Origin of the sequence: Sphingomonas sp. ERG5, assembly GCF_000803065.1 — a bacterium.
Taxonomy (GTDB): Bacteria; Pseudomonadota; Alphaproteobacteria; order Sphingomonadales; family Sphingomonadaceae; genus Sphingomonas.
On the sequence record NZ_JSXI01000001.1, the window covers coordinates 192,766 to 213,160 of the forward strand.

The window sequence follows — 20,395 nt, forward strand, 5'->3', positions numbered from 1 at the left end:
TTTGACCCCAGTTGAAGCACGCGCCGCGGTCGAGGCGGCCTATCGCACCGAAAAGCGGCGCGTGCTTGCGACTCTGATCCGCCTGCTCGGCGGATTCGAGGCGGCGGAGGAAGCGCTGCACGACGCTTTCGTCGCCGCGTCGGACCGCTGGCCGCGCGAGGGCGTGCCGGCCAATCCCTATGCTTGGCTGGTCTCGGCCGGGCGCTTCAAGACGATCGATCGCTGGCGCCGTCAGGCGCGGCTGGTCGGCGTGCTGCCCGATCTCGCCCTCATCACCGATCCGCTGGTCGAACCGGTCGCGCCGGAAAGCGTGCAAGACGACGAGTTACGGCTGATCTTCATCTGTTGCCATCCTGCCCTCACGCCCGATGCGCGCATCGCGCTCACCCTGCGCGAAGTCGGCGGGCTGACCACCGAGGAAATCGCCCGCGCCTACCTCGCGCCGACCCCGACCATCGCGCAACGTATCGTCCGCGCCAAGGCAAAGATCCGGGATGAGGCGATCCCCTATGAAGTCCCGCCGCCGGCCGAGTTTCCCGCCAGACTCGATAGCGCGCTGCGCGCCATCTATCTGATCTTCAACGAAGGCTATGCGGCGACCAGCGGCCCGAGCCTGACCCGGACCGATCTGAGCGCCGAAGCGATCAGGCTCGGCCGGCTGGTCGTCGAGTTGCTCGACGATTGCGAAGCGAAGGGCTTGCTTGCCCTGATGCTGTTGCATGAGGCGCGACGCACCACGCGCGTCGATGCGGTGGGCGACCTCGTCCTGCTGGAACATCAGGACCGGTCGCAATGGGATCGCGCGCGCATCGCCGAAGCCAGGGAGTTGATCGACCACGCGATGGCCATGCGACGCATCGGTCCCTATCTCCTTCAGGCGACAATCGCCGCGCTTCATGCCGATGCGCCAAGTTACGCCGCGACCGACTGGCCGCAGATCGCCGCACTCTATCGCATGCTGCTCCGTATCGATCCCTCGCCGGTGATCGCCCTCAATCATGCGGTCGCACTGGGTATGCGCGACGGCCCGGAGGCAGGGCTGGCGGCGGTCGATGCGGTGCTGGGCCAAGGCAAGCTCGACCGCTACCATCTCGCCCATGCGGCAAAGGCCGATATGCTGCGCCGGCTCGGTCACGACGAACCCGCACGCGCCTGCTATCAAACCGCGCTCGAACTGACCCAGCAACCGGCGGAGCGCCGGTTTCTGCTGTCACGCCTGGCCCAACTGGCTACGCCGACGGCATCATGACCATCAAGCGCAGCTTCCCGCCCATCACCGATACCCGCTCCCGTTTGCTGATCCTCGGCAGCCTGCCCGGCGACCGCTCGCTCGCCGAGGCGCGCTATTATGCGCATCCGCAGAATCAGTTCTGGCCGTTGATCTCGGCAGTAATCGGTACCGACCTGACTCCATTCGATTATGACCAGCGCCTCGCCGCCTTGCGTGAGGCCCGGGTCGGCCTGTGGGATGTCGTCGGCAGCGCGCGGCGCAACGGCAGCATGGATGCGGCAATCATCGACCCGGTCGCCAATGATCTCGCCGCATTGGTCCGCACCCTGCCCGATCTCCGCGCGATCGGTTTCAACGGCGCCACCGCCCATCGCCACGGCGTGAAACAGCTCGGCGCGCTGCCAGCCGATGTGGCGCTGGTCGCGCTACCCTCAAGCAGTGCCCTGCACACGGTCGGCCTGGCCGCCAAACTGCCCGCCTGGACGGCATTGCGCGCGTATCTGCGCCAGGGCTGACGCCTGCGTCACGGCCGGTGAGGCGCGGATCCATCGCGCCGGCGGCGCCATAGCCATCCCCTTTTCAACACTAAGAAAGAGCGTGCCGATACCAGTCCGGCGAGAGATGAGATGCCCGATCTTGTGCGACGGTTGAATCGCGGTGAGCGACAGGACTGCGAGGACGGGAGCGGGAGATATGTTACACCAGTCGTGTAACATATCTCCCTTTCCGCTATCTCAGCGGCAAGTGATATAATGTAATTATATCAGATGGTTATATCAAATATCTTCAAATAGTTGCCTCTTCGTCATCCCCGCGAAAGCGGGGATCCCGCTTCTCCTTCCTCTGAGTGCGGGCAAGGCAGCGGGATCCCCGCTTTCGCGGGATGACAAGAGTCGTTTAGTCCTGCTGAGGGTTGTCGCTCTCGGGTATAGCCGCACCACCGCCAATCCAGCGTGCGCCGTTCAATCCTTGTGGAAGAACAGTTCGGAAATGCTTTCCGCGATCCGCGCCGGACGCAGCGTCTTGGCGTCCAGGCAGCACCAGCTCGACTGAACCTCGGCGAGCACTTCCTCGCCGCGCTTGATGATCGTCTGGTAGAATGCCCGCGCGCCCTGCACCTTTTCGAGCAGGACGGTGGCGATCACCTCATCGTCGAGGAACGTCGGCTTGCGATAGGTGATTTCGTGCTTCAGCGCGACCCAGAGATGCGCGGCGACCGCATCGGCCGGCGCGAAGCGCTGCCAGTGATTGACCACCGCATCCTGCACCCATTTCAGATAGGACGCGTTGTTCACATGCCCCATAAAGTCGATATCCGCCGGATCGATGCCGACGCTGTACTGATGGGGGATCGCGGTGCTCACTTTTCCCATATAGGGAAGAAAGCGTATCAACGCGATTAATATCGGGGCGAGCCGCATAAATTATCCGCCGTTACGGCATCCTGTCCCACGCGCCGATGTTCCGCTATTGTTCCGAGTCGTGCCAACCGATTCGCTCACCTTACCCCCGCGGCCCTTGCGCTGGTTGTTCCTCGACCTGAACAGTTATTTCGCCAGCGTCGAACAGCAATTGAACCCGGATCTGCGCGGCAAGCCGATCCTGGTCGCGCCGGTCGACAGCGACACGACCGTGGCAATCGCCGCGAGCGTCGAGGCAAAGCGCTACGGCATCACCACCGGCACGCCCGTGTGGGAAGCGAAGCGGCTATGCCGCGACCTGATCGTCACGCCGGCGCAGCATGAGAAATATGTCGAATATCACGCCGCCATCGTCGCCGAGATCTGGAAGCACATTCCGGTCACGAAAGTCTGTTCGATCGACGAGGTCGCATGCCGCCTGCTCGACAACGAGAATGGCCGCGATGCCGCCATTGCGCTTGCCCACCGCATCAAGGCGGGGATCCGCGCCAATATCGGCGAGTGCATGACCAGCTCGGTCGGCATCGCCCCCAACCGCCTGCTCGCCAAGCTCGCGTCGGACATGCAGAAGCCCGACGGGCTGGTCATTCTCGATGCCGAAACCTTGCCCGAGCGGCTCTATGACCTTGCCTTGCGCGACATTGCCGGGATCGGCGCGAAAATGGAGCGCCGGCTCGCGCAGGACGGCATCAACGATATCCGCCAGCTTTGCGAACGCCGCCCGCGCGACGCCGGCACTGCCTGGGGCGGCACCAATGGCGACAGGCTCTGGTATCAGCTCCACGGCGTCGACCTGCCCGAAAAAGCGACGCAAAGCCGTTCGATCGGCCACAGCCATGTCCTGTCACCCGGCAAGCGCGGCGTCGAAGCGGTGCGACTCACCGCGCGCCGCCTCGCGCTCAAGGCCACCAGCCGTTTGCGCCGTAAATCCTATCGCAGCCGCCTGCTCATCCTCCATGCGCGCTTCGAGGATGACAAGTCGACCTGGCGCGCCAGCCGCAAGCTCGCCTCGACTCAGGACAGCTTCGCGGTGCTCGCCGCGCTCGAAACCCTGTTCCCGCAATTATACGCGGCGGGGAAAGTCCGGCCGGGCGATTTTCAGATCCGCATGATCGGCGTCACGCTCGCCGAAATCGAACCGGTGACGGGCGAACAGGACTCACTGTTCGGCCTGCTCGACCCCAATGATCCGCTGGCGCGCGAGACCCGGACCTTGTCGCTGAGCCGCGCAATGGATCGCATCAATGAGAAGTTCGGCCGCAATGCCGTCAGCCTCGGCCCGCAATCGGGCGGGCGGATCGATCGCGTCGGCACCAAAATCGCTTTTGGGCGCATCCCCGACCTCGACGAATTTCATGAATGAATCCGCGTTAAATGTCTGTTTGTTAAGCTTATATAAATGACGCTTTTATTGCAGCGCAAAGGGCTCGTTTCGGCCCGAAAACTGGGGTCTTGACGAATTCTTTTGCGTGCGCGAAGCGTCGGCCCGACATGATGAACCGCACACTCCCGCTCGTCGCCGTCGCGCTGCTCGCGCTGTCGGCCTGTAACAACAACAAGTCGCCCGAAGTGCTGACCAGCGTCGCACCGGACCCCCAGGCAGAGGCGATCGCCAACCGCGCGCCGGTCGCGCTGCCGCCGGCGATGAAGGCGGAAGTGACGTTCCGCTGCAAGGACAACAGCCTTGTCTATGTGACCTTCTTCCAGGGTGACAAGCAGGCGCAGCTGAAGACCGAGAAGACCGGTCCCACGACCGTGCTCAAGGCCGACGAAGCCGGCAAGCCGCTGGTCGCCGAGGGCTATTCGCTGACCGGCAACCCGAAGAACATCACGCTGACACAGCCGAAGAAGGGCTCGCTCACCTGCAAGGCCTGATCGCTCCGATCTTTCACCCAAAAAAATCGGCCGGTGGAGCGATCCACCGGCCCTTTTTATTCCCCACTCCTTTTATCCATCCCGTGACGCGGCTCAGCTTGCGTCCCCTCCTGCCCTGCGGCACGATGCACTGCACAACAGCCGGAGGACGCGCATGGCGACAATCGCGATCTACAGCCTGAAGGGCGGCGTCGGGAAAACCACGTTGGCGGTCAATCTTGCATGGTGTGCCGCAAGCCTGTCCGCGCGCCGCACCTTGCTGTGGGATCTCGATCCGCAGGCCGCGAGCAGCTTCCTGCTGTCCGACAAACCATCGAAGAAGCCGGCCCAGGACGTCTTCTCCAAGGATGTCGAACCCGACAAGTTGATCAACAAGACGGGAATCGAGCGGCTCGACCTGATTGCCGCCGACGCCTCGCTGCGCGGCCTCGATTTGCTGTTTCATGAACTCGACAAGAAGAAACGGCTGCAGAAGCTACTCACCGGCTTGCGCAAATCCTATGATCGCATCCTGCTCGATTGCCCGCCCGGCCTGACCGAGACCAGCGACCAGGTGATGCGCGCCGCCGACCTGATCGTCGTGCCGGTCATCCCCTCGCCTTTGTCCGAGCGTGCCTATGCCGAGGTGGTCAAGCATCTTGGCGGGAAGGCAGAAGTGCTACCGGTGCATTCGATGGTCGATCGTCGCCGCAGGCTCCATGCCGATGCGCTGGCGCGCCATCCCGACTGGCCGGTCGTGCCGATGGCCAGCGTGGTCGAGTCGATGGCGGTGCGGCGCGCGCCGGTCGGCAGCTTCGCGGGCAGATCGGCCGGCGGCCAGGCCTTTGCCCAATTGTGGCAGGCAGTCGAACGACGGCTGGCCAAGTGAGCGGAGCGCCGCCTGACGCGGCGTTCGATGTCGTGCCGCTTGATCCCAATCTGGTGCTCGGCGCCTATGCGGTCGGGGTCTTCCCGATGGCCGACGCCCGCGACGCCGGCAGCGTCTATTGGGTCGAACCGAAGGAGCGCGCGATCCTGCCGCTCGACAGCTTCCACCTCTCGCATTCGCTGAAGAAGACATTGATCGCCGACCGCTACCGCGTCACCGCCGATACCGCGTTCCCGCGGATCATCGCGCTGTGCGCCGAAGCCGCGCAGGACCGGCCCGACACCTGGATCAATACCCAGATCGAGCAGGTCTTCGGCACGCTCCATAATATGGGCTTTGCCCATTCGATCGAAGTCTGGGACGGTGACGATCTGGTCGGCGGTCTTTACGGTCTTGCGCTGGGCAAGGCGTTCTTCGGCGAAAGCATGGTCAGCCGTGCGCGTGACGCATCAAAGGTTGCGATCGCCTGGCTTGTCGCACGGTTGCGGATCGGCGGCTTCACCTTGCTCGACTGCCAGTTCATGACCGATCACCTCGCCTCGCTCGGCGCGGTGGAGATCAGCCGGGCCGATTATGTCGGATTGTTGACCGGCGCGATCGAAGGTGTGGTCGGGGTCGGCGCAGGCTCGGTCGCGGCCGGTGCGGCGGGCGACTTTTCCGCGCTCGGTCGCGACGCTCCGCCCTTCGCCTCGCCACTGGGCGCGCTGATCGAATCCGGCCCGCCCTCGGGGAAAGTCATCGTGCAGCTCTTGACCCACACATCATAGATCGGATGCAGCACGACATTGAGCTGCGGCCGCTCCTTGTACAGCCAGCCCGAAAAGACTCGCTGCCAGCTCTTGTTGGACTGCTCGATATCGACCTGCACAAAGGCGCCGGTATAGGGCTGTTGTTCCCATGGCGCGGTGCGCTCACAGGCGCGCAGGCGAATCACCACGCCGCCGACTCGCGTCGCTTGCCCCGGCTTCAGCGTTATGTCGCGCGCGACGCCGTTCCGTTTGTTGAGCAATCCGAGCACCGCGACGCGCTGCGCCATCGGTGTGGCACCGTAGGAGGGATCGACGCCGGACGAGACATCGATCGTGGTCACGTCAGCCGACGGGATTTCTTCATCGAGCGCGGTGCGCGGCGTCGCCCGGCCTTCCGGCGAAACGGTTTTCGTACGGTCCTGCCACCAGCCATAACCGAACCAGCCGCCAACCCCCAGGGCCAGGGCAAGCCCGCCCCCGATCAGCCAGCGGCGATTGATCACGCCTCTGGAGTCCAGGCTTCGTAATCGCCGGTTGCGGCGGCGCGGCGTCCGCCCTTTTCAAGTGCGCCGGGCGGCCGATAGGCCAGAGTGGTACCGGTCAGATTGGGCAAGGCCGGCTTCTCCCACACGCGTGGCGCGGGCAGCGAGCGATCAGGCAGATCGTCGACCTGATGATGCAGCCAGCTGAACCATTCGGGTGCAACGCGACTCGAATCGTTCGCGCCGGCATAGATCACCCAACGGCGCGGATTGCCGTTGGTGTCCTTGCCGCCCTCATAATAGACATTGCCCAGCGCGTCGTCGCCAACGCGGGTCTTGCCGCGCAGGCCGATCATGGTGCCCCAGCTGGCGCCGTTCCACCAGGTGAATGGATTGAGATTGATGCCCATGATCCGCGCTTAGCCGTCCAGCGGGCCGCCATCAACCGCGATCAGCTACCCTGCTTCTTTCCGGTCCAGCTGACGCTATCGCCCTCGACGATACCCAGCTCCAGCGCACGGCCGCCGTTGATCTCCAGCACGGCGGCAACCGGTTCGCCCGACGGGACCGGGTTTTCCGAGAATGGAATGGTGTTCTCGGCGATACGCGCGATCGTGCCGTCGGCGCGGATGAAGATGATGTCGAGCGGGCTCGGCGTGTTCTTCATCCAGAAGCTCGCTTCGCGCGGCGCTCCGCCGCCCGGCGGATAGGGTGCGAAGAGCATGCCGCCATCCTTGGGGATGCCGGTCCGGTACATCAGCCCCTTTTGCTGTTCCGGCTCGCTATCGGCCAGGTCGACCTTGAAGACATGCGCACCGGTGCTGCTTTTGATCGTCACAACCGTGGCAGCCTCTGCCTCGCCGGAGGCCGACACCGCGTCGCCGGGCGTACACCCGCCGGTGAGCGTCACCGCGCCGAGAGCGATGGCCGCCAGCCAGGGTCGAACAGCCTTCATCAGCTTGCTTCTTCGACGGCCACCGCCAGCGGTCCCTTGCGCCCCTCGACGATCCGCGCCCGCAGCCGTTGATCGGGTTCGACTTCGATCAGCCCGGCGCGGCGCAATGTTTCCATATGCACGAAAATATCCGCCGAATCGGCATCGCGCACCAGAAAACCGTACCCCTTCAACCGGTTGAACCATTTGACCGTCACCGCTTCGAACGGGCCGGCGGAGTCGATCAGCGCGGCCGGATCGACTCGTTCGCCCGGCGCCCGGCTGCGGGGCAGCGGCTCGACGGCATGAGTCAGGTCGATCGAAACGATCTCGGTCGCCTGCAGCCCACGATCCCGCGCCACGGCATAGCATTCGATTCGCGCGCCTTCGGGCAAGCTGCGGCGGCCATGCGATTGCAGCACCGAGAAATGGATCAATATGTCGCCGACCGACGCGTCGTCGCCGACCACGAATCCAAAGCCGCGCGTCACGTCGAACCACTTCAACGTGCCGGCGTGCAGCGTCCCGTCGGACACGGGCAGGTTATCCGCCTCCGTCCGCGACGATATTTCCCCTAGCCGGTCCCAATCATCCGGCTGCGTTTCGATACGCATACGTAACTTCCCCCGAAAAACCGCCATAGCACGATCGTAGCGGCGGGAAAAAGCCCCAGCTTGGCCCGATTACGACCATTCTCGGGACAAATTGTCGACATCCTCGCCCGGCGCCATGCTGGCGATCCGCCGCGACAGAGTAAAGTCATGTCCGCCACGGATCATCGCCGCGATCTGTTTCTCGCGCAGCGGGCGATCCGCCTCCCCTTGCGCATAGGGCCCGATGCGTTTTCTGCGCGCAAAGGTCAGCGCCGCCTCCAGCGCGCGCGCCTCGATCGCCGGCACCAGTGCCGCGGCATCCTCCTCTTCGATCCCCGCCTGGCGAAACGCGCCGGTCACACGCCGCTTGCCCAGACCACGCCGCGCCATGGCGGAAGCGCGCGCCTCACCAAAAGCGCGGTCGTCGATATAGCCGAGTTCGGCCATGCGCTCGGCGATCGCAACCGGATCAGCGCTATTGCCCTCCCAGCCGCGCGCGCGAATCTTGCGGGTCAGATACTCGGCGAGCCGCGCCCTTGTGGTGGAGAAACGTTCGACATAGCGCAGCGCTAGCCGCTCCAGCGCAGCCATATCAAGCGGCGGAGCGACACGGCGCTCGCGGTTCTGGCGCTCTCGCGAAGGGTGGTCGGATACCATGCGCCATCATTGTGCCACAGTCGGACCCGATTTTGAACGCCAGCGCGGGGCAGAGGTGTACGCTTCTACAAGAGCGGCACATCAAGCGCCGCCACTAGGGCGCGAAATAGATGACGACCGATACACTGCCTCAGGACGGGCGACAGGATGAGCGGAACGCTGCGGCGGCGCTTGTCGCGACGCCGACCGACGACGGCTTGCCGCGGCGCTTCGCCGATTTCGAAACGCTGGGCGAAGCCCTTGATTATGCCGCGAGCGGATCACGCGGGCTCAACTTCCACGATGCGCGCGGTACGCTGACCCGCCCCTATCCGTTCAGCGAGATGCGCAACGACGCGCTGGCGATGGCGCGCCGCCTGATCGCTGCAGGTGTGACGCCCGAGGATCGTATCGCGCTGGTTGCCGAGACCGGCCCCGAATTCGCCGCCATCTTCTTCGGCGTGATCTATGCCGGCGGCTGGCCAGTGCCGCTGCCCTTGCCGACATCGTTTGGCGGTCGCGATTCCTACATCGAGCAGCTCCGTGTCCAGCTTTCGAGCTGCGATCCGACCATGTTGATCTACCCGCCCGAACTCGCCCAGATGGCGGGCGAAGCAGCGAAGATCGCCGGCGTCGAAGGGATCGACTGGTCCGAATTCGAACAACGCGAAGCGCCCGAAGTGTCGCTGCCCCAGGCGCACGGCGACGAAATTGCCTATCTGCAATATTCCAGTGGCTCGACCCGTTTCCCGCACGGCGTCGCGATCACGCATCACGCGCTGCTCAACAATCTCGCCGCGCACAGCCATGGCATGAACATCACCGAGAGCGACCGCTGCGTCTCCTGGCTGCCCTGGTATCATGACATGGGCCTGGTCGGCTGTTTCCTGTCAGTGGTGGCCAATCAGGTCTCGACCGATTATCTTAAGACCGAGGATTTCGCGCGCCGCCCGCTTGCCTGGCTCGATCTGATCAGCCGCAACCAGGGCACCACCCTCTCCTATTCGCCGACCTTCGGGTACGATATCTGCTCGCGCCGCATGTCGAGCCAGACCAAGGCGAGCGACCGCTTCGATCTGTCGCGCTGGCGCGTCGCCGGCAATGGCGCGGACATGATCCGTCCCGATGTGATGCAGGCGTTCGTCGACGCCTTCGCCGATGCCGGCTTCAAGGCGACCGCGTTCCTGCCGAGCTATGGCCTGGCCGAAGCGACGCTGGCGGTGACGATCATGCCCCCGGGTGAAGGCATCCGTGTCGAACTGGTCGAGGAAACCCAGCTATCGGGCGTGGCGCATGGCCAGGATCGCCCGCAGCGCTTCCGCGCGATCGTCAATTGCGGCAAGCCGGTGCGCGACATGAAAGTCGAGATCCGTGAGGAAGACGGCACGCCGCTGCCGGAACGCGCGATCGGCAAGGTCTGGTGTTCGGGCCCGTCGCTGATGGTCGGCTATTTCCGCGACGACGCCTCGACCGAGGCGTGCATGGCCGATGGCTGGCTCGACACGGGCGATATGGGCTATATCTCGGACGGCTATGTCTACATTGTCGGCCGCGCCAAGGACATGATCATCGTCAATGGCCGCAACCATTGGCCGCAGGACATCGAATGGGCGGTCGAGCAGCTGCCCGGCTTCAAGGCCGGCGACATCGCTGCCTTCGCGATCACCACGCCGGGTGGCGAGGAGACCCCCGCCGTACTGGTGCAATGCCGCAGTTCGGACGATGCCGAGCGCGTCCGCTTGCGTGAAGAAATTCGCGAGCGCGTCCGGTCGGTCACCGGCATGAATTGCGTGATCGAACTGATCCCGCCACGCACCCTGCCCCGCACCAGCTCGGGCAAACTGAGTCGCGCGAAAGCGCGCAATCTTTACCTTAACGGCGACATCAAGCCTTACGATCTGGCGGCATAACCCCCTCTCCCCGCGAGGAGAGGGACCCAGTTGCGTCAAAAGAGACTTATTTGGGTAAAATAAGTCTCCAAAACCGCCGCTGGTCTAACCTTCCGCTAACCAGCATCGCGTAATCATGGCGATGTGAGCACCCAGCCTTCCTCCCAATTCGCCCAGCCGCGTATCGATGCGCGAGCGCTCCTTGGTCTGTATGATCCGGCGGACACGACGGATTGGGCCCCGATCCGGGCCGCGCAGCTCAACGCGGGCAGTCAGCTCGCCGTGTTCCTGTTCGGCGCGAATCTGATCGGCGCGGCGCTCGTCTTCCTGCTTCTCGCCCGTATTGCGCCGATCTGGGCATTGGCGAGCTGGGGCGCGGTGACCGCCGCAGTCGGCGCCGCCATCACGTTCCGCCGTCTCGCGTCGCGCAGTCGCACCGGACATACCGCAACGCTGCGCGATGTGCGCGACACCGTGCTCGACGGCATTGCGCTCGCCGCTGTCTGGTCGGTGCCGCCGCTCGCCTTCGGGGTGAAGGCCGATGCCAATGTCGCGCTCGGGCTGTGGATCGTGCTCTCGGTCCTGATGACCGCCTCCGCCGTGGCGATGGCCGCGCTGCCGCTCGCCACGCTCGCCTTTCTCGGCATCCTCGGCGCGTCGATCGCGGTGATGCTGTTCATTCTCACTGGTCCGCTGCTCGCCGCCGCCGCCTTGCTTTTCACCGTACTGCTGATGCTTGGCTGTTTCGTGCGCGGCAAGTCGCTGGTGGTGATCCGCGCCGGCGAGATCGCGCTTGCCGAGCGCGACGAGACCGTCAGCCTGTTGCTGCGCGAATTCGAGGAGAACAGCGCCGACTGGCTGTGGGAAACCGATGCGCAGCGCCGCATCGTCCGCGCCTCGCCACGCTTCGCCCATTCGGTCGGCCTTGACCCGCTCTCGGTCAACGGCATGCCATTCCTGCAAGTGCTGGCCGGGCCGACCTGGGAAGCGGGCAATTTTGCCGCCGGGCTGCGCACATTGGCGGACAAGCTGAAGGGCCGCGAGGCGTTTCGCGATCTGTTGCTGCCGGTCATGGTCCAGGGCGTGGAACGCTGGTGGGAAATCGCCGCCTCGCCGCGCTACGACGAACGCGGCGGGTTCATCGGCTTTCGCGGTGTCGGCTCCGACGTGACCGAACAGCGCGCTTCGGCCGACAAGATCAACAAGATGGCGCGCTTCGACACCCTGACCGGCCTGCCCAACCGCTTGCTGATCAACGAAGCGCTCGCCCGCGCAATGGCGGAGGCCGACAAATGGGGCAGCCGCTGCGCCTTCATGATGATCGACCTCGACCGGTTCAAGGCAATCAATGACACGCTGGGCCATCCGATCGGCGATCGCTTGCTTGGCCGCGTGTCCGAACGCCTCAATCAACTGATCACCGACAATGAGACGATCGGGCGGCTGGGCGGTGACGAGTTCGCCGTGGTGGTGCGCGACGCGACCGATTCCTCGCGAGTCGAGAAACTTGCCCAGGCGATCATCGCCACGCTGTCCAAGCCCTATGAGCTCGACCAGCACACACTGTATATCGGCGCCAGCATCGGCGTCGCCACCGGCCCGCGCGACGGGCGTACCGCCGAAATGCTGATCCGCTCGGCCGACCTGGCGCTATACCGGTCGAAAGACGCCGGCGGCGGCACCTTCCATTGCTACGAACCGCAGCTTCATGTGCAGGCTGAGGAACGCCGCGTACTTGAAATGGCGCTGCGCAAGGCGCTGCAGAATGGCGAGATGCACCTCAATTATCAGCCGGTGGTCGCGGCGGACACTGGTGAGCTGACCGGTTTCGAGGCGCTGTTGCGCTGGACTCATCCCGAATATGGCAACATTTCCCCGGTCAAGTTCGTGCCCCTGGCCGAGGATGCCCGCCTGATCGCGCCGATCGGCGAATGGGTGCTCCGCACCGCGTGCGAAGAGGCGGTCCGCTGGCGGAGTCAGGTACGCGTCGCGGTCAATGTCTCGCCCGAACAGCTGCATAATCCCGCGTTCGTGGCCGTGGTCGCTTCCGCGCTGGCGCAAAGCGGGCTGCCCGCCGACCGGCTCGAACTGGAGGTGACCGAAAGCGTCTTCATGAAAGAAGGCACGTGCGCGATCCAGGTGCTCGAGAAAATCCTCGACATGGGCGTCCGCCTCAGCCTTGACGATTTCGGCACTGGTTATTCCTCGCTTGGTTATCTCAGCCGGACCCGCTTCTCATCGATCAAGATCGACCGCAGCTTCGTGACTCAGGCGTCCAAGGGCGTGCCCGAGGCGATCGCGATCATCCGCGCGGTCGTCGCGCTCGCGCAGAGCCTGGGCATGGCGACCACGGCGGAAGGCGTGGAAACTGAGAATGAGCATTTGATGGTGCAGGATCTGGGCTGTTCCAGGGTCCAGGGCTATTATTTCGGCCGACCATTGCCCGTCGAAGAAGCCCGCGCGATCGCAAATCGTGGACAAAGGGACGCAGCAGCTGCTTGAGGTGCTTGCCCCGGAGGCCGGGCCTCGTTAAACGCCGCTACCGCACAGGGGTGTAGCTCAGTTGGTTAGAGCGTCGGTCTCCAAAACCGAAGGCCCACGGTTCGAGTCCGTGCTCCCCTGCCATTCTTCATCACCACGGCCATGGTTTCCGTGCCGCTCCTCGAGCGAACGGAGCGATGCGCGCTCCACATCGTTGTTGAGCGTGGCGAGGATCCGGATCGTCCGGGCATCCAGGTTCATGAGCAACCCCCGTTTGACACTCTCCGCCAACATTACGGAGTTGGGTCAGGAACGTGACAACCAGTCGATCGATCCATCCGAAATGGAGGGATTATGCGTTAACCATCCATCCCGTGGCTTGCCTGCGACGGGCCGAACGCCATCGCTTGCGTTACGGCACCCGAATCGCTAGATGCAGCGGCCATCCGATATCGAGGATTGGGCGGCACCGGTTCGGTTAGAACCGGGCAGCGGTCCTTTGCCTCGTTTTTGGGCATTTTTTGAAAGCGGCACTTAACGTGGCACGAACGACACCACTCGAATTCATCCGGCAGGTTCAGGCCGAGACCAAGAAGGTCGTCTGGCCGACGCGCCGGGAGACGATCATGACCGGTGTGATGGTGATGATCATGACCACGTTGCTGGCGATCTTCTTCCTCGGCATCGATTCGGTGTTCGAGATGGTCGTCGCGTACCTGCTGTCGCTGGCCAAGGGTTGAACGCATGTCGCGCTGGTACATCATTCACGCTTATTCCGGTTTCGAGGGCAAGGTCCGCGATTCGATCATGGCCGAGGCGACCCGCATGGGTCTTGAGCAGTTGGTCGAGCAGATCGAAGTTCCGACCGAGACGGTAACCGAAGCCCGCCGCGGCAAGAAGATCGCGGTCGAGCGCAAGTTCATGCCGGGCTATGTGCTCGCCAAGCTGAACATGAACGACGACGTTTATCACCTCGTCAAGAACACGCCGAAGGTCACCGGCTTCCTTGGCTCGATGGGCAAGCCCCAGCCGATCAGCGAAGCCGAAGCCGCGCGGATGCTCAATTCGAAGGAAGAGGCAGCTGCCGCGCCCAAGGCCAAGATGAAGGTCGATTACGAGATCGGCGATTCGGTCAAGGTGCTCGACGGCCCGTTCGCGAGCTTCAACGGCATCGTCGAGGAACTCGATTTCGACCGCAGCCGCGTCAAGGTGTCGGTGTCGATCTTCGGTCGCGCCACCCCGGTCGAGCTCGAATTCGAGCAGGTCGAGCGCGCGAAGTAATCGCCGCGGCGATAAGGAAATTCAGTTTCGGGCCGTTCGTCCCGGTGTCCCGCAAGGGCCGCGAAACGAACCAGTGAATGCGTACCCGCGGGAGGCCGTCAAACGCCGCTTGAACCGCTAAACTTGATCAGGGCGGAGCGATATTTCGCGAAGCCCCCACGAAAGAGAGTGAGACATGGCTAAAAAGATTACTGGATACATCAAGCTGCAGGTGCCGGCCGGCAAGGCCAACCCCAGCCCGCCAATCGGCCCGGCTCTGGGTCAGCGCGGCGTCAACATCATGGAATTCTGCAAGGCGTTCAACGCGCAGACCGGTGATCAGGAAGCGGGCACGCCCCTTCCCACCGTCATCACCGTCTATGCCGATCGCAGCTTCTCGTTCGAAACGAAGATGCCGCCGGCGTCGTACCTGATCAAGAAGGCCGCCGGCCTGAAGTCGGGTTCGAAGGAGCCAGGCAAGGTTTCCGCCGGAAAGATCAAGCGCTCGGCGCTGAGCGAAATCGCCCAGACCAAGATGAAGGATCTGAACGCGAACGATATCGAAGCGGCAACGCGCATCATCGAGGGTTCTGCCCGCGCGATGGGCCTCGAAGTGGTGGAGGGCTGAGAACATGGCAAAGCTGACCAAGAAGGCGAAGACCCTCGCCACGACCGTCGACCGCGAAAAGCTGCACGGCATCGACGAAGCGATCTCGATCGCGCGCGCCAATGCCACCGCCAAGTTCGACGAGACGATCGAAGTCGCGCTGAACCTCGGCGTCGATCCGCGTCACGCCGACCAGATGGTTCGCGGCGTCGTCACCCTGCCCAAGGGCACCGGCAAGACGGTGCGCGTCGGCGTGTTCGCCAAGGGTGCGAAGGCTGACGAAGCACGCGAAGCCGGCGCCGATGTCGTCGGTGCGGAAGACCTGATGGAAATCGTCCAGGGTGGCACGATCGATTTCGATCGCTGCATCGCGACCCCGGACATGATGGGCATCGTCGGCCGCCTCGGCAAGATCCTCGGGCCTAAGGGCATGATGCCCAACCCGAAGCTCGGCACGGTGACGATGAACGTCGGCGAAGCGGTCAAGGCAGCCAAGGGCGGCCAGATCGAATATCGCGTCGAGAAGGCCGGCATCATTCATTCCGGCATCGGCAAGGCGTCGTTCCCGGCGGAAGATCTGCGCGCGAACTTCGATGCGCTGGTCGACGCGATCGTCAAGGCCAAGCCGTCGGGCGCCAAGGGCAAGTATGTCCGCAAGATCGCGGTCAGCTCGTCGATGGGCCCGGGCATCAAGGTCGACACCGCAGAGGTCGTCGCTGCCTGATCCAGGCCGGCAAAGTTGAATAAGCGAAGGGCTGGAGGAAACTCCGGCCCTTTTGCTATTAGAGTTTGATCCAGCCAGACGGCACAGCCATTCCAACGATGCGTTGCATCGCCGGAACCTTGGGCTGCTCCGCCCGCTCCCCCACCCCGCCACCCACAGAATATACTGAATGGGTGGCCGGGTGGGGGAGCAGGCCGGTGCCACGCTTCAGCGCAGCTGGATCAAACTCTAGAGCACCATCGACTTGGGTGGAATCGTCCCCCGTTCGGGCTGAGCCTGTCGAAGCCCATGCGCTGCGCGTGCCCTTCGACAGGCTCAGGGCAAACGGTGGGTGGGCAACCCAGCTCGAAACCGCTCTAGCCGCTCAGTCAGCCGATATCGGGTTGCGCTTTCGCATCAGCGGCCTGCTTGCACTGTAGGACGACGTCCTTGGTGCCGGATGTGTCGCCGACCGGAGCCTCAATCAGCATCGCGCCATTGCCTTTGCTCCACCAGGTCAGACTCTTGCCCTTGGTCATCCCGGTATCGCTCATATATTTCGATCCCGAAGCCGCCGAAACGTTGGGAAGCTGATATTCCTCCCCGTCGATCAGCAGCGCGGCGGCGCCATTGCCATAGGTGACGACGACACCGGCACCATTGTCGCAGGTGAATCGCTCCGACCCGCCCGCACTATCGGTACGCGAAGCGGTCGCTGCGTTGATTGTCATGCCATCCTCCGCTTCCGGTGCGACCATCTGATTGGCCGCCAGCCCCGCAACCTTCCCGCTCTGATTCCCTTCGGCCGGATCGTCCTGATCGCAGCCCGCAAGCATCAACACCGCACCGAGCGCGAGCACCAATTCCATACGCATCGTGAAAATCCTTCCGCGCAACGCCCTGTCCTCCCATCGGGGTCATGATCACGGGAGTCGCCATGACCGCATGATGAGCACGGCATGCGCCTGCGACAAGACATGTCGCCGACCAATTGACTCCGATGAGATGAATGACATCCTGTCATGGGCTGGAAAGGGATTATGTGACCGAACGGACTCCCAGCGCGACGGCCATGCCGCGTACAGGTGTTCCAACCCGCGCAAGCGCACTGGTCTTTTCGACCAAGGCCTCGCTGCTGCGTGTCCATCGCCTGATGCGCGACATCGCGCCGGGGACGGCACCACGACGGCAGCCGCGATCGGCGGCATTGCGCGAGGCACCGGTCATCGCCTCGGTCAGTTCGCCGCTCTGGACAGCCTCGGGCGGCGCGAAAAATCACGCACTCAATGCCGGCAAGATCCAGAATCTCCGCGCTGCGTTGCGCGGTATCGACGCAATAGAAGTGGCGGCAGGCGAGACGTTCAGTTTCTGGCGCCATGTCGGACGCCCCGTGCGGCGTCGCGGATTCGTGGCGGGGCGCGAGTTGCGCGAAGGCTGCATGATCGCCACCATCGGCGGCGGCCTGTGCCAATTGTCCAACGCGCTGTACGAGGCGGCACTCGACGCCCGGCTGGAGATCGTCGAACGCCATGCGCATACGCGCATCGTCCCCGGATCGCGCGCGGCCGAGGGGCGGGACGCAACAGTGTTCTGGAATTATCTCGATCTGCGGCTTCGTGCCGAACACGCATTCCGTATCGAGGCGCGGCTCACGACCGATACGCTTGAAGTCGAAATCCGCAGCCATGCCCAGTTCGCCGACGCTCCCACGGCCAGCCTGTTCACCGGGTTGTCCGCCAATGATTGCCTGAACTGCGGCCAGGTCAGCTGCCATCGCCATGATCCCGACCAACCACGGCGGATGGCGACACCGATTGCGTGGCTCGTCGATGCGCCCTCGCCGGAATTCGCGGCGCAGTATCGGGCAGAGGCGGGCCCCGATGACATATTGCTGCTTCCAACCCGTCGTTTCGGTTCGAACGCGCAGAGTTGGCCCCGCATCGGGCGTGAACACACGGCCGACCTGACCGCCTTGCAGCGTTCCATCGCGCTCCGTCTCCACGCTGGCAGGGCACCTCTGGCGGCGCTGATGCTGACGGCGGACGCACGAATGGCGGCAGCCCATGCCCGCGCGCTATCGCCCCTCAACACCCATCTCGTTATTGCGCAGACGCTGCTTCCGCATCTCTGGCGGGCCGGGATACTGCAAGGCCGGCACTTCGACGTGCTGCTCGATCGGCTGCCGATGCACGCCTTGCACCACATCCTCGACACCGCCCGCGCGCGTCATGCCGAAAGCCCCACCCTGGGCGATTTTCGCGCGCCCGCATCAGTTGTGGCAGCGGAACGCGCAGCGCTTGCGGCGGCACGACGCCTGATCACACCACACCATGCCGTGGCCGACCATTTCCCCGATCGCATCGAGCTGATCGACTGAGCGCCGGCCGCACCACTCCCTTTCCGCAAAGGGGGACATCGCTTCCTGTTCGCCGGTCCCGCCGTAGGGCGCAAGGGCGTCCATACAATGCGCGAGGCAATGGCGGGACTCGAGATCGAATTGCTGATCGAACGCAGCGCCGAAGAAGAGCCAGGCTTCTGGTCAGGCCTGAAGGTGCGTCGTGCCGGTTCTGGCGAACAGCCCATCGAGTTGGCGGGCGTCGTCCTTCCGGCGTTGCTCGAACATCGCCCCCACACGCTGTTACGGGCACTTGCCGCAGGCTTGCCGGTCATTGCGACAACTGCTTGCGGCCTGCCGCCGCAACCGGGGTTGACGTTGATAGAAGCGGGTGATGTCAATGGCCTGCGCAGCGCGATGCTTGCCGCAATTTAGCCATCTGCCCCGTAGCGCAGTGCCGTTATGCCGCAGCACAGCAATTTGCTGGCATTCGACCGGTCATTTCGGTAGCGTTCGTTGATGGCCGCTTAACCAAAGGCCGAGTGGGGAATGGCACGCTGGTGTTTTTTGGAATCGCCCTGTTGGCGGCCAGCGTCGACGACACCGTCACACCGCCTCCGATCGCCGTCACGGAATCGAAGTTTCAAACCGACGCCATTGAACAGGCGATCGCCGTGTCGCGCACTGTGGGCGGGATCATCAGCTACACACGCTGGCCGGTGAATCCTCAGCAATTGCGGCTGTGTATCAGTGGCGTCACGCAAGTCGCGCTGCGGGCCGCCGAAATCGACCATGGCGCAAGCCGTCCGGTTGCGCTGCGCAAGATCGCCGCGGGCAGCGCCACCAACGACTGCGACATTCTCTACCTTGGGACAATGGCGCCCGAGCGGCAGCGCCAGATGATTTCGAGCGTCCATGGTCGCCCCATCCTGTCGATCGCGGAATCCGATCCGCAATGCCGGGGCGGCGCCATGTTCTGCCTGCGCGTGCGGACCAGCACGCTGAGCTTCCAGCTCAACCTCGATGCCATTTCGCGCGGAACCGTACGGGTCGATCCTCGCGTCCTGCGCATCACAAGTGCGAATGAGGGTCCGGCATGACGGATCAAGCCAGACCCTTGCCCACTCTTCGCCAGGTGCTGACCCGGGTTCATTTCCGGGTGACGCTGTTCGCCGTCGGCATAGCCGGACTGACAGTGCTGCTCACCGGCTTCACCACGGTTGGCCTTTATGCCAAGCAAAATCTTAAGCTGATCGCCCAGACCGCGAGCTACAGCGTCGCGCCCGCGATCATCTTCGACGATGCGGACGCAGCGCGGCGCAGTATCGCGCCGCTCGCCTCCACCGATGGAATCGCGGAGATCACCGTGTCAGTCAATGGCGGCCGCATCCTGGCACAATGGAAATCCCCGGTCAGGCCGGCGCCCTGGCTATCGGTCAACCGCATCGTCGAGGCGCTTTACTTCACCGATCCGACGATCGCGCCAGTGGTGCATGAGGGCGTGAGGATCGGCGAAGTCAGGGTCCGTGGGCGGACGGGACTGATCTCGGGGTATATCCAGGCCGGGCTGCTCGGCACCCTCGCCTGCCTGATTGTGACCGGGATCGCGACCTTCCTGCTGGCACGCCATCTTCAGGGCGAAGTGATCGCGCCGCTGCGCGCGATCGCCGCCGTGGCGCATGCGGTCCGCGTCGACCGCGCCTTTGACCGCCGCGCGCCCAAAGCGACGATCCTCGAGGTCGATACGTTACGCGATGATTTCAACGCGCTGCTCGCCGAACTGGAACAATGGCAACACCGGCTGCGCTATGAAAACGAAACGCTCAGTCATCGCGCCACGCACGATGCGCTGACCGGGCTGCCCAACCGGGCGCTGTTCGATCAGCAACTGGCGGCGATGCTGGAGCAGGCGATCCGCGACGGCACGACCTTTGCCGTACTCTATGCCGATGGCAACGGGTTCAAACAGGTCAATGATCGTTTCGGCCACGCGGCCGGCGATGTGGTGCTGGCTGAAATCGGCGTGAGGCTCCGCGCCGGACTTCGCGCGCAAGACCTTGCCGCCCGCCTTGGCGGCGACGAATTCGGCCTGTTGCTGGCGGCGCCCAGCGACCTCGCAGCCGTATCGCGGGTGCGCGAAGGCATCGCGGCGGCCATGGCCTTGCCGATCGACCTCCCTTCGGGTGAGCAGGTTTCGGTCAGCCTCAGCATCGGTGCCGCGGTTTACCCACGGGACGGGGCCGATGTGGCGGCGCTGATCCATCATGCGGACAGCGAGATGTTCGCGGCGAAACGATCCACGCGATAGAGACAGGCAACAGGACGATTAAG

At 64.0% G+C, this 20,395-nt stretch carries 22 protein-coding genes, 1 tRNA gene and 1 pseudogene; 17 read left to right on the forward strand and 7 right to left on the reverse strand.

The window, feature by feature from the left end; translation table 11 throughout:
- Window position 1: 1 nt before the first annotated feature.
- Window positions 2-1,249: an RNA polymerase sigma factor gene (locus OO12_RS00915; protein ID WP_034156728.1), complete on the forward strand. Its 1,248-nt coding sequence runs from the start codon at window positions 2-4 to the stop codon at window positions 1,247-1,249.
- Window positions 1,246-1,746: a DNA-deoxyinosine glycosylase gene (locus OO12_RS00920; RefSeq protein WP_034156729.1), complete on the forward strand. Its 501-nt coding sequence runs from the start codon at window positions 1,246-1,248 to the stop codon at window positions 1,744-1,746. The genes OO12_RS00915 and OO12_RS00920 overlap by 4 nt, the downstream gene beginning before the upstream one ends.
- A 447-nt stretch (window positions 1,747-2,193) precedes the next feature.
- Here OO12_RS00920 and OO12_RS00925 read toward each other — a convergent pair whose 3' ends face one another.
- Window positions 2,194-2,604, reverse strand: a complete 411-nt coding sequence (locus OO12_RS00925) for an acyl-CoA thioesterase (protein WP_443024531.1) — start codon at window positions 2,602-2,604, stop codon at window positions 2,194-2,196.
- A gap of 109 nt (window positions 2,605-2,713) precedes the next feature.
- Between OO12_RS00925 and OO12_RS00930 the strand changes: the two genes are divergently transcribed.
- From OO12_RS00930 to aat, 4 genes are all read left to right on the forward strand, one after another.
- Window positions 2,714-4,015, forward strand: coding sequence for a Y-family DNA polymerase (locus OO12_RS00930; protein ID WP_034156730.1), 1,302 nt, complete (start codon window positions 2,714-2,716; stop codon window positions 4,013-4,015).
- A 128-nt stretch (window positions 4,016-4,143) separates the two neighbouring features.
- Window positions 4,144-4,527 (forward strand): hypothetical protein, encoded by a 384-nt coding sequence (locus OO12_RS00935; RefSeq protein ID WP_082006254.1) that lies wholly within the window; start codon window positions 4,144-4,146, stop codon window positions 4,525-4,527.
- Window positions 4,528-4,681: 154 nt separating this feature from the next.
- Window positions 4,682-5,395 carry a ParA family protein gene (locus tag OO12_RS00940; RefSeq protein ID WP_034156731.1) on the forward strand — a complete coding sequence of 238 codons (714 nt, stop codon included), beginning with the start codon at window positions 4,682-4,684 and terminating at the stop codon, window positions 5,393-5,395.
- On the forward strand, window positions 5,392-6,162 hold the full coding sequence (aat, locus tag OO12_RS00945) for a leucyl/phenylalanyl-tRNA--protein transferase (RefSeq protein WP_268747906.1): 771 nt from the start codon (window positions 5,392-5,394) through the stop codon (window positions 6,160-6,162). Before OO12_RS00940 ends, aat begins: the two co-directional genes overlap by 4 nt.
- Before the next feature lie 35 nt (window positions 6,163-6,197).
- Here aat and OO12_RS28985 read toward each other — a convergent pair.
- The 5 genes and pseudogenes from OO12_RS28985 to OO12_RS00970 form a co-directional block, all read right to left on the reverse strand.
- Window positions 6,198-6,431: pseudogene (locus OO12_RS28985) on the reverse strand (DUF2155 domain-containing protein); the annotation flags it as partial.
- 212 nt (window positions 6,432-6,643) lie between these two features.
- Window positions 6,644-7,036, reverse strand: a complete 393-nt coding sequence (locus OO12_RS00955; RefSeq protein ID WP_034156733.1) for an NADH:ubiquinone oxidoreductase subunit NDUFA12 — start codon at window positions 7,034-7,036, stop codon at window positions 6,644-6,646.
- A gap of 41 nt (window positions 7,037-7,077) precedes the next feature.
- The gene (locus tag OO12_RS00960; protein ID WP_034156734.1) at window positions 7,078-7,581 is read right to left on the reverse strand and encodes a DUF192 domain-containing protein; all 504 of its coding nucleotides are present in this window, start codon (window positions 7,579-7,581) and stop codon (window positions 7,078-7,080) included.
- The gene (locus tag OO12_RS00965; RefSeq protein WP_082006256.1) at window positions 7,581-8,174 is read right to left on the reverse strand and encodes a cold-shock protein; all 594 of its coding nucleotides are present in this window, start codon (window positions 8,172-8,174) and stop codon (window positions 7,581-7,583) included. Before OO12_RS00965 ends, OO12_RS00960 begins: the two co-directional genes overlap by 1 nt.
- A 69-nt stretch (window positions 8,175-8,243) precedes the next feature.
- A complete protein-coding gene (locus tag OO12_RS00970) occupies window positions 8,244-8,744 on the reverse strand; it encodes a regulatory protein RecX (protein WP_082006268.1) in 501 nt (166 codons plus the stop codon).
- A 176-nt stretch (window positions 8,745-8,920) separates the two neighbouring features.
- Between OO12_RS00970 and OO12_RS00975 the strand changes: the two genes are divergently transcribed.
- The 7 genes from OO12_RS00975 to rplA all read left to right on the forward strand — a co-directional run bounded on the left by OO12_RS00975 (window position 8,921) and on the right by rplA (window position 15,750).
- The gene (locus tag OO12_RS00975; protein ID WP_082006257.1) at window positions 8,921-10,699 is read left to right on the forward strand and encodes a fatty acyl-AMP ligase; all 1,779 of its coding nucleotides are present in this window, start codon (window positions 8,921-8,923) and stop codon (window positions 10,697-10,699) included.
- A 123-nt stretch (window positions 10,700-10,822) separates the two neighbouring features.
- Window positions 10,823-13,180: a putative bifunctional diguanylate cyclase/phosphodiesterase gene (locus tag OO12_RS00980; protein WP_034156735.1), complete on the forward strand. Its 2,358-nt coding sequence runs from the start codon at window positions 10,823-10,825 to the stop codon at window positions 13,178-13,180.
- A 46-nt stretch (window positions 13,181-13,226) separates the two neighbouring features.
- Window positions 13,227-13,303 (forward strand) — tRNA-Trp (locus OO12_RS00985).
- 395 nt (window positions 13,304-13,698) lie between these two features.
- A complete protein-coding gene (secE, locus tag OO12_RS00990; RefSeq protein ID WP_034156736.1) occupies window positions 13,699-13,899 on the forward strand; it encodes a preprotein translocase subunit SecE in 201 nt (66 codons plus the stop codon).
- Window positions 13,900-13,903: 4 nt separating this feature from the next.
- A complete protein-coding gene (gene nusG / locus OO12_RS00995; RefSeq protein ID WP_034156737.1) occupies window positions 13,904-14,440 on the forward strand; it encodes a transcription termination/antitermination protein NusG in 537 nt (178 codons plus the stop codon).
- A gap of 175 nt (window positions 14,441-14,615) precedes the next feature.
- Window positions 14,616-15,047 carry a 50S ribosomal protein L11 gene (gene rplK / locus OO12_RS01000; protein ID WP_034156738.1) on the forward strand — a complete coding sequence of 144 codons (432 nt, stop codon included), beginning with the start codon at window positions 14,616-14,618 and terminating at the stop codon, window positions 15,045-15,047.
- Between the two features lie 4 nt (window positions 15,048-15,051).
- Window positions 15,052-15,750: a 50S ribosomal protein L1 gene (rplA, locus tag OO12_RS01005; RefSeq protein WP_034156739.1), complete on the forward strand. Its 699-nt coding sequence runs from the start codon at window positions 15,052-15,054 to the stop codon at window positions 15,748-15,750.
- A gap of 368 nt (window positions 15,751-16,118) precedes the next feature.
- On the opposite strand, the gene OO12_RS01010 is transcribed toward rplA, so the two are convergent.
- The gene (locus OO12_RS01010) at window positions 16,119-16,604 is read right to left on the reverse strand and encodes an MliC family protein (protein WP_082006258.1); all 486 of its coding nucleotides are present in this window, start codon (window positions 16,602-16,604) and stop codon (window positions 16,119-16,121) included.
- Window positions 16,605-16,771: 167 nt separating this feature from the next.
- Between OO12_RS01010 and OO12_RS26605 the strand changes: the two genes are divergently transcribed.
- The 4 genes from OO12_RS26605 (at window position 16,772) to OO12_RS01030 (ending at window position 20,372) form a co-directional block, all read left to right on the forward strand.
- Entirely contained in the window at window positions 16,772-18,106 is a 1,335-nt protein-coding gene (locus OO12_RS26605; RefSeq protein WP_160296698.1) for a VanW family protein, read from the forward strand.
- An 87-nt stretch (window positions 18,107-18,193) separates the two neighbouring features.
- A complete protein-coding gene (locus OO12_RS01020; protein ID WP_034156741.1) occupies window positions 18,194-18,499 on the forward strand; it encodes a hypothetical protein in 306 nt (101 codons plus the stop codon).
- Between the two features lie 125 nt (window positions 18,500-18,624).
- Window positions 18,625-19,164 carry a YfiR family protein gene (locus OO12_RS01025; protein WP_160296699.1) on the forward strand — a complete coding sequence of 180 codons (540 nt, stop codon included), beginning with the start codon at window positions 18,625-18,627 and terminating at the stop codon, window positions 19,162-19,164.
- Window positions 19,161-20,372 (forward strand): diguanylate cyclase domain-containing protein, encoded by a 1,212-nt coding sequence (locus OO12_RS01030; protein ID WP_034156742.1) that lies wholly within the window; start codon window positions 19,161-19,163, stop codon window positions 20,370-20,372. The genes OO12_RS01025 and OO12_RS01030 overlap by 4 nt, the downstream gene beginning before the upstream one ends.
- Window positions 20,373-20,395 lie beyond the last annotated feature (23 nt).